Source organism: Pelomonas aquatica (assembly GCF_026712205.1).
GTDB lineage: Bacteria > Pseudomonadota > Gammaproteobacteria > Burkholderiales > Burkholderiaceae_C > Pelomonas > Pelomonas aquatica.
In genome coordinates, this window is sequence record NZ_JAPPUW010000008.1 from 117,857 (window position 1) to 134,055 (window position 16,199).

8 protein-coding genes are annotated in these 16,199 nt (G+C 64.4%); 7 read left to right on the forward strand and 1 reads right to left on the reverse strand.

Annotated features, from left to right (window positions below; all coding sequences use genetic code 11):
- The first annotated feature begins 56 nt into the window (after positions 1-56).
- The 5 genes from NYP07_RS10425 to NYP07_RS10445 all read left to right on the forward strand — a co-directional run bounded on the left by NYP07_RS10425 (position 57) and on the right by NYP07_RS10445 (position 13,135).
- On the forward strand, positions 57-3,017 hold the full coding sequence (locus NYP07_RS10425; protein WP_268150072.1) for a TonB-dependent receptor plug domain-containing protein: 2,961 nt from the start codon (positions 57-59) through the stop codon (positions 3,015-3,017).
- Positions 3,018-3,449: 432 nt separating this feature from the next.
- Positions 3,450-6,410 (forward strand): TonB-dependent receptor domain-containing protein, encoded by a 2,961-nt coding sequence (locus NYP07_RS10430; RefSeq protein WP_268150074.1) that lies wholly within the window; start codon positions 3,450-3,452, stop codon positions 6,408-6,410.
- A gap of 310 nt (positions 6,411-6,720) precedes the next feature.
- Positions 6,721-8,265 carry a sialate O-acetylesterase gene (locus NYP07_RS10435; RefSeq protein ID WP_268150076.1) on the forward strand — a complete coding sequence of 515 codons (1,545 nt, stop codon included), beginning with the start codon at positions 6,721-6,723 and terminating at the stop codon, positions 8,263-8,265.
- Entirely contained in the window at positions 8,262-10,451 is a 2,190-nt protein-coding gene (locus NYP07_RS10440) for an AGE family epimerase/isomerase (RefSeq protein WP_268150078.1), read from the forward strand. Before NYP07_RS10435 ends, NYP07_RS10440 begins: the two co-directional genes overlap by 4 nt.
- 2 nt (positions 10,452-10,453) lie before the next feature.
- Complete coding sequence (locus NYP07_RS10445) at positions 10,454-13,135, forward strand: MFS transporter (RefSeq protein WP_268150080.1); 2,682 nt, start codon at positions 10,454-10,456, stop codon at positions 13,133-13,135.
- 136 nt (positions 13,136-13,271) lie between these two features.
- Here the strand turns inward: NYP07_RS10445 and NYP07_RS10450 are convergent, their stop codons facing one another.
- Positions 13,272-14,186, reverse strand: coding sequence for a YicC/YloC family endoribonuclease (locus tag NYP07_RS10450; RefSeq protein ID WP_268150082.1), 915 nt, complete (start codon positions 14,184-14,186; stop codon positions 13,272-13,274).
- Positions 14,187-14,232: 46 nt separating this feature from the next.
- Here NYP07_RS10450 and NYP07_RS10455 point away from each other — a divergent pair, with 46 nt between their 5' ends.
- Together NYP07_RS10455 and NYP07_RS10460 are read left to right on the forward strand one after the other, a co-directional pair.
- A complete protein-coding gene (locus NYP07_RS10455; RefSeq protein WP_268150084.1) occupies positions 14,233-15,201 on the forward strand; it encodes a serine/threonine protein kinase in 969 nt (322 codons plus the stop codon).
- Between the two features lie 79 nt (positions 15,202-15,280).
- A complete protein-coding gene (locus NYP07_RS10460; protein ID WP_268150086.1) occupies positions 15,281-16,189 on the forward strand; it encodes a PP2C family protein-serine/threonine phosphatase in 909 nt (302 codons plus the stop codon).
- The last annotated feature ends 10 nt before the right edge of the window (positions 16,190-16,199 follow it).

Genomic DNA, 16,199 nt, shown 5'->3' on the forward strand with positions numbered 1-16,199 from the left:
TTCGTTGCACGGAACCGTTGTCGAGTTCAACCGTCCATTGGAGAGAGGAATCGCTCATGTTGCCCGTCCAGTATCTACACAAATCGTCGAGGTCTCGTCGTCGCGGTTCGAGTTTTGCCGTCCTGACCCTTTCGACGCTGGCTGCGGCCTTGTCTGCCGCTGCCCATGCTCAGCAGGTCGGTGAGGCCAAGGCCGACACCGAGCAGGCCAAAGCCAAGCAGGCTGACGCCAAGGTGCTGGAAGCAGTCGTCATTACCGGAACAAATATCCGAAGTTCCAACCTCCTCTCATCGGCCCCGATCACCGAGGTGGGCAAAGAAGTCTTCGAGGGTACCGGTAGTATTTCGATCGAATCCACCCTGAGCAGAATCCCGTCCATCACATCGGGCCTGTCCGCATCGAGCAACAACACGTCGACCGGCGGTGATGCGGCAAACGTGGGGGTGGCGACAGTCTCCTTGCGCAATCTGGGTTCGGCACGCACCCTCGTGCTGGTCAATGGTCGCCGTTGGGTCTCGGGCGTTTCGGCCAACACCGGTTATGGCGTGGATCTGAACAGCATCCCTGCCCCGATGATCAAGCGCGTAGACATACTCACCGGCGGTCAGTCGGCGATTTATGGCTCGGACGCCATCGCGGGCGTGGTCAACATCATCACCAAGACCAACTTCAATGGCCTTGAACTCAACGCCCTCGCCTCAAACTCGGCGGATGGCGGTGCGGGCAAGAAGCGTTTCGATCTCACCTACGGGCGCAACTTCGACGGGGGCAATGCCTGGATTTCCGTCGGCATGTCGAAGCAAATGGAACTACGGTCGTCACAGCGGCCATTTTCGTCCAACGCATTGGGCTTCGCCGACACCAACAACGATGGCATCCTTGACGCGATGGTGGTTCGCAATGAATCGGCTTACGGAGATAGAAGCGCTTTGTTTTTCGGCAAGCTGAAGATTTTTGGTGATGGCAGTACCTTCAACACCAGTCAGCCGCTGCTCGATTCCCACTTCAACCGGCTGGGCACGACCGACTGGTACAACCAGTTCAATCACCGATATCTTGTTGCACCTTACCAGCCCAGTTATATCGCCTCGGGCCTGACCGTAAACGTCGACGAGAAGTCGAAGGTCGAGTTCGAGATGAACTACACCAAGGCCACCTCGTCCGTGGCGCTCGAGGCGGCGCCGGCTTCGGCGGTGGCCGATGCATTCCGGGTGGCCCAAGGTGGCACAACCGGGATCGACGTCGCGACCAGCCCCTACTTTGCGGGCAGCAGCGCCGGCGCGCAATTGCTGGCAGCGATGGGGCCCAATACCTCGCTTGACCGCGTGCAGACCTATCGCCGCATGGTGGAACTGGGTGACCGAACGGTGTCGAACAAGCGCGAGACCTTCCGGACGGCCGCGAGTTTCACTCATGACTTCAGCGACAGCCTGTCCTGGAAGAGCAGCGCGGTTTACGGCACGACCTCGGAACTCCAGACCAATACCGGCGACTTCAGCATCCCCAATTTCCGCAATGCCTTGACGATCGAAGCCGATGGGAAAGGTGGCTATCGCTGCGCCAGTGCACAAGCACGCATCGAAGGCTGCGTTCCGGTCAATCCGTTTGGCACCACCGACAGCCTGGTCGGCAAGGCTGGAATAACCGGCATTTCGCCCGCCGCGGCCAAGTATCTGGCGATTCCGACCGGACAAACCGGCGAGATCAGTCAGGTTGTCGTCAACTCGGTTGTTTCCGGCCAACTGCCGTTTTCGATTTCGGCTGATCCGGTCAGCTTCGCAGCTGGCGTCGAACACCGCCGGGAGCAGGCGAAGGAAACTCCCGATGCCTTCCGTCAGCAAGGCCTTTCCCGCGACCTTAAGGTCTCCGAGATTTCCGGAGCATTCAGCGTCAACGAAGTTTTTGGCGAAGTCGAGGCTCCGATCACGAAGTGGTTGAGTCTGAGCGCAGCCGCACGGATTGGCCACTATTCGACCGTCGGGACAAATATTACCCATCGCTATGGCTTCAATGCGCCGGTCCTGGACGTTTTGCGCTTGCGCGGCAGTTGGTCGCCGCGTTCGGTGCGCGCGCCAAATATCAATGATCTGTTCTCGAACGGTGTCACCAACACGGCCCCGGCGAATACCGACGTCTGCAACGGCGTGACTGCCTCAAGCACCGGAAACATTGCGGTCAACTGTCGCTCCGTTCCCGCCATCGCCAATCGTATCGCGACGCTCGGTTCTTTCACGCTGGTTTCCTCGGAACCAAACAATACGCGCCTGCTGCTCGCCGGATCGCCGACCCTGTCTGCAGAAGCGGCCAATACCAAGACGCTGGGCGGTGTACTGACCCCGATGCGCGGCCTGTCGTTGTCGGTCGACTATTACGATATCGCAATCAAGAATGGCATCACCCGCCTCACACCGGATCTCTTGGTCAAGAACTGCTATTCGGCAGCGCCGAATTCCTTTGATTCGACCTGCGGCGGAATCCTGGTCCGCGATGCGAACGATGGTCCGATCCTGAACCTTCGCTCTCCGCTGATCAACGCGGCCAGCATCAAGACGCAGGGCGTCGACTTCGAAGTCGGCTACGTCGGGCACGGGCTCAACGTCGGCGTGTTCGCCAACTACCTCAATCGCTACGATGTCGTGGACGCAAGCGGCACCAGCACGGCCTCGGCTGGCCGTCCGCTGTATCCGAAATGGCGTATCACGACCAATGCCAGCTACAACGTCACGGATCAGCTCAATCTCTTCGCACAGGCGCGTTGGCGCAGCGAAACGAAGAGTTTCCTGACGGCAAATAACTATTCGGATGAGCTGAATAACATGAAGGCCGTCACCTATGTCGACCTCCGAGCGAACTACAAGGCTACCGAATCGCTGAGTTTCTATGTCGGCTCGAACAATGTGTTCAATGTTCAACCCGCCATCAACGTGCGCGATCCGGCGATCGGCACCAACACGGAACCGGGCGCCTACGACGTGATTGGCCGGCAGTATTTCGTCGGTATGAAGTTCAAGATGTAGGCCCGCCCAGGGAGCGCCAGCAATGAAGCGCCCGCTTGCAGTCCCGGCGCTTTCGCTGTTCACCGCCGCACCACTGTGAACCCGCCGCGCCCGGTGTTCATGGCCACGCACGCTTCGATGCCATTCCCGCCGTCTTGATCCGACCGGCTGCGTGCATCGTGCCGCGGACCGCGCAATGCGGCGCCGCCTCTATCGGTCGCCCCTTCGCCGGTCCGGGCGCTTGGGCGCAGAAGCGGCTCTGGTTCGTGGGCCGTGCGTAACAGAGCCTGTCCGCGGCACCTCTCGCATAGAGCCTGGCTTCTGCCGAGCCCAGCCGCGGTCATGCGGGTTGGTTAAGCCGATGCATTCGGTCCGCTGTTTGTTGGTGAGTGATGGTTTCGTTGCACGGAACCGTTGTCGAGTTCAACCGTCCATTGAAGAGAGGAGTCACCCATGTTGCCCGTTCAATATCTACACAAATCGTCGAGGTCTCGTCGTCGCGGTTCGAGTTTTGCCGCGCTGACGCTTTCAGCGCTGGCTGCGGCCTTGTCCGCCGCTGCCCATGCTCAGCAGGTCGGTGAGGCCAAGACCGACACCGAGCAGGCCAAAGCCAAGCAGGCTGACGCCAAGGTGCTGGAAGCTGTCGTCATTACCGGAACAAATATCCGGAGCGCCAACCTCGTTTCTTCGGCCCCCATCACCGAGGTGGGCAAGGCAATCTTCGAGGGTACCGGTAGTATTTCGATCGAAGACACCCTGAGCCGAATCCCGTCCATCACGGCGGGCCTGTCCGCGTCGAGCAACAACACGTCGACCGGCGGCGATGCGGCAAACGTGGGGGTGGCGACAGTATCCTTGCGTAATCTGGGTTCGGCACGCACCCTCGTGCTGGTCAATGGCCGCCGTTGGGTCTCGGGCGTGTCGGCCAATACGGGTTATGGCGTCGACCTGAACAGTATTCCCGTGGCCATGATCAAGCGGGTGGACGTTCTCACCGGCGGCCAGTCGGCGATTTATGGCTCGGATGCCATCGCGGGCGTGATCAACATCATTACCAAGAAGGACTTCAACGGCCTTGAACTCAATGCACTCGCCTCCGATTCGGCGGATGGCGGTGCGGGCAGAAAGAGTTTCGACCTCACCTACGGGCGCAACTTCGACACGGGCAATGCCTGGGTTTCCATCGGCCAGTCGAAGCAGGAACCATTGCGCTCGGCGGACCGGCCTTTTTCGGCCAATGAGCTGCGTTTCCTCGATACCAACAAGGACGGCATTCTCGAATCGATTGCGGTGCGGAACGGGCCGGCGCATGTGCCTGGCGGTGCGCTCTTCTTTGGCAACCTGGCGATGTTCGGGAATGGCAATCCCTTCAACACCAACCAGCCGCTGCTCGACTCAAAATTCAACCGGCTCGGTACCACCGACTGGGACAACCAGTTCGCGCGTCGCTACCTCGTCGCGCCTTACAAACCCTCCTACATCGCCTCGGGCCTGACCGTGGATGTCGACGAGAAGTCCAAGGCGGAGTTCGAGATGAACTACACCAAGACGACCTCGTTCGTCGCGCTCGAGCCGGCGCCAGTCTCGGCGGTGGCCGATGTATTCCGGGTGCCGCAGGGCGCAACGACCGGGATCGACGTCGCGACCAGCCCCTATTTCGTGGGCAGTCGCGCCGGCGCGCAGTTGCTGGCAGCGATGGGGCCCAATACCTCGCTCGACCGCGTGCAGACCTTCCGTCGCCTGGTGGAACTGGGTGACCGGACCGTGTCGAACAAGCGCGAGACCTTCCGGGCGGCCGCGAGTTTCACTCATGACTTCAGCGACAGCCTGTCATGGAAGAGCAGCGCGGTTTACGGGACGACCTCGGAACTCCAGACCAATACCGGCGACTTCAGCATCCCCAATTTCCGCAACGCCTTGACGATCGAAGCCGATGGGAAAGGTGGCTATCGCTGCGCCAGTGCACAAGCACGCATCGAAGGCTGCGTGCCGATCAATCCGTTCGGGACGGTCGACAGCCTTGCCGGCAAGGCCGGCGTCACGGGTATTTCACCTGAGGCCGTCAAGTATCTGGCGATTTCGACCGGACAAACCGGTGTCATCAAGCAGGGCGTCGTCAATTCGGTGCTCTCCGGCGAACTGCCGTATGCGATTTCCGCCAATCCCATCAACTTCGCAGCCGGCGTTGAATTCCGCAGGGAGCAAGCCGAGGAGATTCCCGACGCATACCGTCAACAAGGACTTTCCCGTGACCTTCAAGTCTCGGCAATTTCTGGCGCATTCAGCGTCAAGGAAGCTTTTGGAGAAATCGAGGTGCCGGTCGCACGGTGGTTGAATCTGAGCGCCGCAGGCAGGTATGGCGACTATTCGACCGTCGGCAAGAATTTTACCCACCGCTATGGCTTGAATGCCCCGGTATCGGAAAAATTGCGGCTGCGCGGCAGTTGGTCGCCGCGTTCGGTGCGCGCGCCCAATATCAATGATCTGTTCTCGAACGGTGTCACCAACACGGCCCCGGCGAATACCGACGTCTGCAATGGTGTGACGGCCGCGAGCACCGGAAACATTGCGGACAACTGCCGTTCGATCCCGGCCATCGCCAATCGCATCGCGAACACCGGATCCTTTGCCCTGGTTTCGTCCGAAGCCAACAATACCCGGCTGCTGCTGGCAGGATCCCCAGCCTTGTCCGCGGAAACGGCCAAGACGACGACGCTGGGCGCGGTATTCACGCCGATGCAGGGCCTGTCGCTCTCGGTCGACTATTACAGTATCGACATCAAGAACGGCATCACTCGCCTTTCGTCGGATGTCCAGGTCAAGAACTGTTTTGGCGTTGCGCCGGGTTCATTCGATCCGACTTGCGGCGGAACCCTGTTCCGGGATGTGAAGGACGGCCCGATCCTGAACCTTCGCTCTCCGCTGATCAACGCGGCCAATATCACGACGCGGGGCGTCGACTTCGAACTCGGCTATGTTGGGCACGGTTTCATTGGTGGCGTCTTCATGAACTACCTGGATCGCTACGATGTCGTCGATGCCACCGGCACGAACGCCGTGTTTGCTGGTCGCCCGCTGTATCCGAAATGGCGTATCACGACCAATGCCGGCTATAACATCACGGATCAGATCAATCTCTTCGGGCAGGCGCGTTATCGCAGCAAGACGAAAAGCTTTCTGACGCCAAACGCCTATTCGGATGACCTGAACGATATGAAGGCCGTCACCTACGTCGATTTGAGATTGAACTACAAGGCAACCAGCCAGTTGAGTGTTTATGTCGGAGCAAACAATGTGTTCAATGTTCAACCTGACATCAACGTACGCGATCCAGCTGTCGGCACCAACACGGAACCCGGCGCCTACGACGTGATCGGCAGACAGTATTTCGTCGGTATGAAGCTCAAGATGTAGGCGCTCCCATCGCTTTCGGCACTGGGCTGCCGGCGCCGGGCCATCAAACGCCGATTCAGGCACTCAATAAATGGCGATCCTAAAAGCCGTTGCTATTTAACAAGTGGGTGTCTGAACAGGCGGGTCTTGACAAGTTCAAGTAAGAAGAAAACCGCGGGCCTTGCTGCGACATGGCTCTTACCTGGCGTTTTTGCCGTCGATGCAGCAAGCCCACGGACGGGCCCGAGTTCTTTGACGCCGTAACTCAGAAATCCGAAATGAGAAGCCTTGAGACCGCATTTTCCGAGCTCGAAATGAGCGGGCGCCAGCGATGAAGCACCCGCTCGCCGTCTTGGCAATTTCGCTTTGCACAGCCACGCCATTGTTCGCAGCGGTGGAGGTCGATTCGATCTTTGGCGATCACATGGTCGTTCAACGCGACAAGCCCGTGGCCGTCTTTGGCAGCGCGGCCGCCGGCGAGCTTGTGAAGGTCGCTTTCGGAGCCGATGTCGCCGAGACCCATGCTGGCGTCGACGGCCGCTGGATCGTTCGCCTCCCTGCGCGCAAGGCCGAGGCCAAGCCTAGCCAGATCCGAATCGTGGGAGTGAGCAATGAGGTTCTGCTGCAGGACGTGCTGGTCGGTGATGTCTGGATCACCGCCGGTCAGTCGAACATGGAATTCAAGCTCGGGCAAGACGCAGAAGGCGGCGCGGAACTCCAGTCCGCAGCCGACCCCGCGCTGCGTGTGGCCACGTTCGAGCCACTCAACAAGAACGTCGGCGCCCTGGCGTTCGGACCCGATGACGCGCAGCGCCTGAATCCGGACAGCTATTACCGGGGAAGCTGGGCGGCCGCAGCGGGCCCCGATGCCGCGCGCGCCTCAGCCGTCGGGTATTGGTTCGCGAAGAAGATCCGGGCCGAAGTCGGCATTCCCGTCGGCGTCGTTGGCTACGCCATCGGCGGCGCGCCGCTCGAAACCTTCGCCTCCAGGGAAGCGCTCACGGCCAGCGGCTTCGGCAACAAGCTCTCCGGCGATTGGATGAAGAACCAGGAACTCCCAACGTGGGTGCGCGCGCGCGCGGCGCAGAACCTCGCCAAGCTGCTGGACTCGCCGGGAGACGAACTTGGCAAAAACCACGGCTACAAGCCGGCGTTCGCTTGGGAGTCCGGCATGGCCCGCATCGCCGAGTTTCCCGTGCGCGGCTTCCTCTGGTATCAGGGCGAGTCGAACGCCGTCGAGCCGGCCCGCATCGCCGAGTATGCGCGGCTACAGGCGCTGATGGCTGCCGACTGGCGTGCGAAATGGAAAGACCCGAAGCTGCCTTTCTACTTTGTGCAGCTCTCCGCGTGCGAAGCCGCCGAGCGCAAGCACTGGGGCGAGTTCCGCGACATGCAGCGACGATCCGTCGCGGCGATTCCCGCGCCCTCCGGCATGGCCGTCTCCTACGACCACGGCCCGCCGGTCGACGCGAAGAGCGATGTCCATCCGAACCATAAGCGCCCGGTCGGCGAACGCCTCGCGCTCCTCGCCCTGCGCGACGTTTACGGAAAACCCGGAATGATCTCGTCCGGCCCCGCCCCGGCAGAAATGACCGTGCGCGGCGGCGAACTCGTCATCGGCTTCGACCACGCCGCCGGCATGAAATCCTCGTCGGGCGGCCAGCTCGCGGGCTTCGAAATCTCCAACGATGGAGCCGCCTGGACGCCCGCCGACGCCCGCGTGGAGGGCCATACCGTGATCGTCTCCGCCCCCGGCGTCTCGGCCCCGAAAGCCGTCCGCTATGCCTGGGCATCTTGGTGCAAGGACGCCAACCTCGTGAACGGTGCGGGCCTGCCAGCCTCGACTTTCCAACTGCCCGCGTCTGCACAACCATGAACACCGATCTCACCAACCCCGACAGCTGCGCGCGGCTTGCAACGTTCTATCGCCGCACGCTCGTCGAGGACGTGATGCCGTTCTGGCTGAAGCACGGCCTCGACCACGAGCACGGCGGAATGATGACCTGCCTCGACCGCGACGGATCCTTGCTCGATACGGACAAGAGCGTGTGGTTCCAGGGGCGCGCGGGGTGGATGTTCTCGACGCTTTACAACACGATCGAGCCGCGCCCGGAATGGCTCGATGCGGCGCGGTCGTGCGTCGAGTTCTCCCGCAAGCATTGCCACCGCGAGGACGGCAAGATGTGGTTCAGCGTCACCCGCGAAGGCGCGCCGCTGCGGATGCGGCGCTACGTTTTCAGCGAAGCCTTCGCCGCGATCAGCTACGCCGCGTATGCGAAAGCCACCGGCGACGCCGGCGCGGCGGAGGACGCGGCGAAGGCGTTCGCCACCTATCTGCGCTACAACTTCCAGCCGGGCGTGATGCCGCCGAAGTTCGAGCCGACCCGCCCGGCGAAAGGCGTGGGCGGGCTGATGATCGGCATCGTCACCGCGCAGGAATTGCGCGCGAATCTCGGCGACATCGAGATCAGCGGGAAGACTTGCTCGGCGTGGATCGACGCCTTCATTGCGGAGATCGAGCGCGATTTCCTCAAGCCCGAACACGAGGCGATGATGGAAACGGTCGCGCCGGACGGCGGCGTCATCGACCACATCGACGGCCGCACATTGAACCCCGGTCACGCCATCGAAGCCGCGTGGTTCATCATGCACGAAGGCGAGTTCCGTCAGGACCGGCGCCTCGTCGAGGTCGGCTGCAAGATCCTCGACTGGATGTGGGCGCGCGGCTGGGATAGCGAGCACGGCGGCATCCTCTATTTCACCGACCTGCGCGGGCTGCCGCCGCAGGAGTATTGGCAGGACATGAAGTTCTGGTGGCCGCACTGCGAGGCGATCATCGCCACCCTGCTTGCGTGGAAGCTCACCGGCGAGGCGCGCTACGCCGCCATGCACGCGCAAGTCCACGACTGGAGCTTCGCGCATTTCCCCGATCGCGAGCACGGCGAGTGGTATGGCTGGCTGCACCGCGACGGCACGCCCGCGCAGCGCGCCAAGGGCAACTTATTCAAAGGACCCTTCCACCTCCCGCGCGCGCTTTGGTATTGCGTCCGCGCGCTGAGTCCGGAGACCCCTGCCGCTTCGCTCTCGTGCTTGCCGAATGTGCCGGACGAGCACGGGTTCGCGGGGGCATTCGCCGGGGTGCATCGCGGGCGATTGCTGGCGGCGGGCGGGGCGAATTTTCCCGATGGCGTGATGCCTTGGCACGGCGGGAAAAAGGTGTGGCACGACCGGGTATTCGCGCTCGATCTGGAGAAGCCGGAGGCCGCCTGGAGCGAGGTGGGCAGACTGCCCGCGCCGAATGGCTACGGCGTGTCACTGACCGCTCCGGAAGGGGTGCTGCACATCGGTGGCGGCGACGCGGCGCGGAATTTCTCGGAGGTGACGCTGCTGACCCTCGACGCGGAAGGCAGTGCTGCGTTTCGCGCGCTGCCGCCGCTGCCCGTGCCGCTGGCGCAAATGTGCGGCGCGTTGGTGGGGCGCGTGGCCCATATCGTCGGCGGCGTCGAAACGCCCACGGCGAACACGGCCTCGAACCAACACTGGAGTCTCGATCTCGACGCGCTCGACCGCGGCTGGCGGGAGGAGCCAGCCCTTCCGGCGGCGGGGCGCGTGCTCGCGGTGGCCGCGGCGGTCGATGGCGCGTTTTTCGTTATGGCGGGCTGCTCGCTGGCGCCGGACGCGAAGGGCGGCGTGGCGCGCTCGTATCTGCGCGACGCCTGGAAATTCGCGGACGGAGCGTGGACGCGGCTCGCCGATCTGCCGCGCGCGGCGGTGGCGGCGGCGTCGCCCGCGCCGGTCGCGGAGGGTTCGCTGTTCGTGGTCTCGGGCGACGACGGCTCGCGGTTGGGCCTCGCCTCGCCGGACGATCATCCCGGCTTCACGAAGGAAATCCTGCGCTACGACACGGCGGCGGATCGCTGGTCGAGAGCGGGCGAACTCGGCGTGCCCGCCCCAGTGACGCTCGCGGTCGCTCCGTGGCGGGACGGCTGCATTTTCTTCAACGGCGAAGTCCGCCCCGGCGTCCGCTCCCCGCAGGTTTTCGTATTCCAACCCCGTTGCTGACGATGCTTCGCCAACTGTTTTTCGCCGCGTGCCTGCTCGCGTCGGTCACGCTCGCGGCTCCGCTGCGGGCCGCCGAGCTGCGCATGAGCCCGGCGAGCGAGCCAGCGATTCCCGAACCGCACGGGCTCGCGGGGATGGCGGCGGTGGTGCTGCCCGCGAAGGAGGGGAGGGCGGTGGTGCTCGCGGCGGGTGGCGCGAATTTCCCCGAAAAGGCCCCGTGGAAAGGCGGCGCGAAAGCATTTCACACCGCGATTTACCGGCTCGACGGTGGCGCGTGGACGAAGGTGGGCGATCTGCCTTCGCCGCGCGCCTACGCCGCCTATGCCGCGATGGCGAAGGGCATGGTCGTGGCCGGTGGCGTGGATTCGGAAAAGCATCTCGCGGAAACGCTGCTCGTGACCGCCGACGGCAAAACGTTTGCGCTCGCACCGCTGCCGCGGCCGGTCGCCTACGCGGCCTTCGCGGTGGACAACAACCGCCTCTACGTGATCGGCGGCCAGGAGTCGCCGACGGCCACCGCCGCGCTGGCCGCGACGTATCGGCTCGACCTCACCAAGGTCGATCCGGCGAAGCCCGAGGCAGCGCAGTGGGAGACGCTGCCGGGCGCGCCGTTCGGCGGCCGCATTCTCTCCATCGCCGGTGCGCTCGATGGAAAAATCCAAGTCTTCGGCGGATGCTCGCTCGCCGCCGGGCCCGATGGCAAACCGGCGCGCATCTATCACACTGACGGCGCGACGTTGATCGCCTCCGCGTCAGAGCCCGCGCAGTTGTGGGCGTCCGAAAAACCCGCGCCGCTGCCCGGCAATCTCGCCGCCGCCGCGATGCCCGCCCCGGCCCGCGAAGGGATCCTGCTCGTGATCGGCGGCGACGACGGCTCGCGCTACGGCCAGCCGCCGCAGGAGCATCCGGGGCAATCGAACAAGATCCTCGCCTACGATCCGCGCGCGAACGCGTGGACGCCGCGCGGCGACTGGCCGGAAAAAATCGCCACCGCCCCCGCGCTGATCGCAGGCGACACCTTGATGACCGTCTCCGGCGAAACGCGCCCTGGCATCCGCACGCCAGCGGTCGCCGCGATGGAGATCGGCTACGTCCTCCGCCTCGTGCCGATGGATTGGCTCATCTTCGTCCTCTGCGCAATCGCGGTGGGCGTCATCGTGTGGCAGGCGCGCACGAAGGGCGTCTCGCGCGTGATGGCCGATCTCGCCAGCGCCAGCGGCAAGCCCAGCCGCGCCGCGTGGATCGCCGTCGGCCTGCTTTTCGCGGTGGCGATGCTGAATTACCTCGACCGCCAGCTCCTCGCGACGATGCGTCCACCGATCGTGCGCGACATCCCGCAGACCGACGCGCAGTTCGGCCTGCTCACGGCGATCTTTCTATTCATCTATTCGGCGCTCAGCCCGGTCGGCGGCATTTTCGCGGACCGTTTCAGCCGCCGGCTCGTCATCCTCGTCTCGCTCGTCGTGTGGTCGGTGGTCACGTGGATCACCGGCCACGTCCGCAGCTACGAGGAACTCGTCGCCGCTCGCGCGCTCATGGGCGTGAGCGAGGCGTGCTACATCCCGGCGGCGCTCGCGTTGATCACCGATTTCCATCGCGGCCCGACGCGCTCGCTGGCCACCGGCATTCACATGAGCGGCATCTACCTCGGCCAGGCGCTCGCTGGCCTCGGCGGTTTCGTCGCGGAAGCCGCGGGCTGGCGGCTCACGTTCGGCGTCTTCGGCCTCGTGGGCGTCGCCTATGCGCTGGTGCTCATCCTTTTTCTCAAGGAACCCGGCGGCGGCCACGCGGACACGGCGGAGTCCGGCGCGCAAGCCTCCGCGCCCGCAGAAAGGCCCGGCCTTGGCGAGATCCTCTCGGGCGTGCTGCATGTACCCGCGTTCTGGCTGTTGATGGCGATCATGGCTTGCGCGAGCACGGCGAACTGGTTTGTGCTCTCGTGGCTGCCGTTGTTGTTGCAGGAAAAATTCAACCTCTCGCTCGGCGTCGCGGGCATCGCCCACGTCGGCGGCAACTGCGTCGAAGATGCCAAAGCCCTCGCGCTCAAAGCGGAGGAACTCGGCCTCGACGGCATCAGCGCGCTCGCGCCGTCCTACTACAAGCCTGGCGATCTCGGCGCACTCATCGATTGCTGCGCCGCCATCGCCGCCGCTGCGCCGAAGACGCCCTTTTACTACTACGACATTCCCGTGCTCACCGGCGTCAACCTGCCGATGCACCAGTTTCTGGCCGAAGCGCCCGCCCGTATCCCGACGTTCGCGGGGATCAAATTCACCAACCCCGACCTCGTTTCGTATCGCCGCACCCTCGATGTCGCCGGCGACGGATTCGACGTTCCGTGGGGCGTCGATGAAACGATCCTCGCCGCCCTCGCCACCGGCGCGAAAGGCGGCGTCGGCTCGACCTACAACTGGGCGCCGAAGCTCTACACCGACCTCATCGCCGCCTTCGAGCGCGGCGACCTCGCCGAAGCGCGGCGCCTGCAATCGCTCTCGATCGCGATGATCGACGCCATCGCGTCCATCGGCTTCCTCGGCGCGGCCAAGAAACTCATGACCCACCTCGGTGTACCTGTCGGCCCTGCGCGCCTCCCGCTCGGCAATCCGACCCAGGAGCAATTCGACGCCCTGCTCGCGAAGCTCAACGCCCTCGGCTTCCAGGACTGGGGCGCAAAAGCTGTGTAGCGCATGCTACCGACAGTTCACCCCACAGATCGCGTGCGCTTCAGTGAGACGGCCTGGGACGCTGTGCACATTGACTACCGAAGGGGGCTTGCACAGAACATCGAACTACGGGACGGCGCGAGACGCCGTGGGACACTCATTCAATGTTCTGCACCTGCTCGCGCATCTGCTCGATGGCGACCTTCATTTCGACAGAGATGTTCGTCAGCTCCAGCGCCGCGGACTTGGAGCCCAGGGTGTTGGCTTCGCGGTGCAGTTCCTGGATCAGGAAATCCAGGCGCTTGCCGAGCTCGCCGCCCTTCTTCAGCAGCCGGCTCAGTTCGTCGAGGTGGGCGCGCAGCCGCGCCAGTTCCTCGGCCACGTCGATGCGGATCGCAAACGCCGCGGCTTCGTTCAGCGCGCGCTCCTGCAGGGCTTCCTGAGGCACGCTGGACTGCGCGCCCGTGGCGGCCAGCGCCTCTTGCCAGCGCTCCAGGAAGCGCTGCTGCTGCCGAGCGACCACGGCCGGCAGCAGGGGTTCGGCCTCGTCGGCCAGCGTACGCAGCCGGGCGATGCGCTCCATCAGGATGGCGACCAGCTTCTCGCCCTCGCGCTCGCGGGACTCGGTCAGGCCGTCGACGCAGGCGCGGGCCGCCTCCAGCGTCGTGGCGTCGAGCTGGGCCGGCGCGCTGCCGCCGCTCTTGCACCAGTTCAGCGCCTCATGGACGGACAGCGGCGCGGCCTGGGGCAGCCAGGCGCGCACCTTGGCTTCCAGGTTGGCCAGGCGGTTGAGCTGCTCGGGCTGAGGCTGGGGCCAGCCGCCGTCGGCCTCGCGCTGGGTGTTGATGCGCAGCTCGATCTTGCCGCGTTTGAAGCGGGCGGCGACCAGCTCGCGCAGCTGAGGCTCCAGGCCGCGCAGCTCCTCGGGCATGCGCATGGACAGGTCCAGGAAACGGCCGTTGACCGACCGCAATTCGACGCTGACACTTGCCGGGATCGTGCTGCTGCCATCGTCGGCCTTAGGGGGTTGTGCCAGGGAATTGGCGTACCCGGTCATGCTGTAGACTGGCATTTCGCACTCGTAAAAACAGACGTTAACTAAGAGATTTAGCGCGATTATGTCCAAGCCGAAGCCGGCGCCCTTGCCCGCAGGCACGGTGGTTGGGGGCTACCAGATCATCAAGCGGCTGGCGGCGGGCGGTTTCGGCGTGGTCTACCTCGCCGAGGACCCCGACCACCATCTGGTCGCGCTGAAGGAATACCTGCCCTCGTCGCTGGCCGAGCGTTCGCCGGGGGAACTGACGCCCCGCGTGAAGCCCGAGAAGCAGCCGCTCTACCGGCTCGGGCTGAAGAGCTTCTTCGAGGAAGGTCGCTCGCTCGCGCAGATCTCGCATCCCAGCGTCGTCTCGGTGCTGAACTTCCTGCGCGAGAACGAGACCGTCTACATGGTCATGAACTATCTGCAGGGCGACACCCTGCAGGACTTCATCGTGACCGCGCGCGACATGAAGCGCGACAAGGTCTTCCGCGAGTCGACCATCCGCAGCCTGTTCGACGAGATCCTGCGCGGCCTGCGCATCGTGCATCAGCACAAGATGCTGCACCTGGACATCAAGCCGGCCAACATCTTCATCACCAACGACAACAAGGCCGTGCTGCTGGACTTCGGCGCCGCGCGCGAGGTGCTGAGCAAGGAAGGCAACTTCATCCGCCCGATGTACACGCCGGGCTTCGCCGCGCCGGAGATGTACCGCCGCGACGGCTCGCTCGGCCCCTGGACCGACATCTACGCCATCGGTGCCTGCATCTATGCCTGCATGCAGGGCTACCCGCCCAACGACGCGCCGCAGCGCCTGGAGAAGGACCGCCTGAACCTGAGCCTGAGCCGGCTGCGCAATGTCTATTCCGACAACCTGCTCGAAGTGACCGAGTGGTGCATGTCGCTGGACCCGCTGGCCCGGCCGCAGAGCGTGTTCGCGCTGCAGAAGGAACTCGCCCGCGAGACCGAGAGGCGCTACACCAAGCTGTCGTTCAGCGAAAGGCTCAAGCTGCAGCTCGAAAACCTGAAGTCCGGAGCGAAAGCTTGAACCCCCACGTTCGCGTTCGCTCACTGCCCCCCGAGGGGGCGCAAGGCTGCCCTAGGGGCGGCCCGTCGGGAGCCTTGGCGTGAGGTTCAGCGTCTTCCAGGTCAGCCGCCGCGGCGGCCGCGAGACCAATGAAGACCGCATGGGCTATTGCTTCACGCGGGAGGCCGGCCTGTTCGCGCTGGCGGACGGCATGGGCGGCCACCCCGAAGGCGAGGTCGCGGCCCAGATCGCGCTGCAGACCCTGGCCGCGCTGTTCCAGCAGGACGCCCGGCCGGTGCTCGACGACCCGCAGCGCTTCCTGCAGGAAACCATCGTCATCGCCCACCGGCAGCTGCTGCGCTACGCGGCCAGCAAGGGCCTGGCCGACACGCCCCGCACCACCGTCGTCGCCTGCATCCTGCAGGGCAACCAGGCCTGGTGGGCGCACTGCGGCGATTCGCGCCTCTACCTCGTGCGCGACGGCAAGCTGATCGCCCGCACGCGCGACCATTCCTACTCCGAGCTGCAGGAGGCGCTGGGCCGCGTCGGGCCGGGCAACGAGCCCTTCAACCGCAACGTGCTCTTCACCTGCCTGGGCAGCCCCGGCAAGCCGATGGTGGACTGCCAGGGGCCGCTGACGCTGGAGTCCTCGGACCGCCTGCTGCTGTGCTCCGACGGGCTGTGGGGCAGCGTCGAGGACCACGAGATCGTCCAGCACATGGCCGACCAGGCCATCTCCGAGGCCGCCCCCGAGCTCGTCGAAGAGGCGCTGCGCCGCGGCGGGGCGCGCAGCGACAACGTGACCGTGCTCGCCGTCGAGTGGGAAGGCGAGGGCGACCCCGCCGGCGAGACGACGCAGAACCTCGGCAACTCCGGCTTCGCGTCCACCATCCAGGGGGCGCTGGACGTCGACCTCGTTGCCGCCATGGACGACGAGGAGATCGAGCGCGCCGTGCGCGAGATCAACGAAGTCATCCGCCAATCCGGCCGCGGCGTCAACCGCCGCTAACCTTCTTTCC

Excerpts from the sequence above, each read along its gene's own strand:
- NYP07_RS10425 (WP_268150072.1), top strand. The coding sequence starts at position 57 with ATGTTGCCCGTCCAGTATCTACACAAATCGTCGAGGTCTCGTCGTCGC.
- NYP07_RS10430 (WP_268150074.1), top strand. The coding sequence starts at position 3,450 with ATGTTGCCCGTTCAATATCTACACAAATCGTCGAGGTCTCGTCGTCGC.
- NYP07_RS10435 (WP_268150076.1), top strand. The coding sequence starts at position 6,721 with ATGAAGCACCCGCTCGCCGTCTTGGCAATTTCGCTTTGCACAGCCACG.
- NYP07_RS10440 (WP_268150078.1), top strand. The coding sequence starts at position 8,262 with ATGAACACCGATCTCACCAACCCCGACAGCTGCGCGCGGCTTGCAACG.
- NYP07_RS10445 (WP_268150080.1), top strand. The coding sequence starts at position 10,454 with ATGCTTCGCCAACTGTTTTTCGCCGCGTGCCTGCTCGCGTCGGTCACG.
- NYP07_RS10450 (WP_268150082.1), bottom strand. The coding sequence starts at position 14,186 with ATGCCAGTCTACAGCATGACCGGGTACGCCAATTCCCTGGCACAACCC.
- NYP07_RS10455 (WP_268150084.1), top strand. The coding sequence starts at position 14,233 with ATGTCCAAGCCGAAGCCGGCGCCCTTGCCCGCAGGCACGGTGGTTGGG.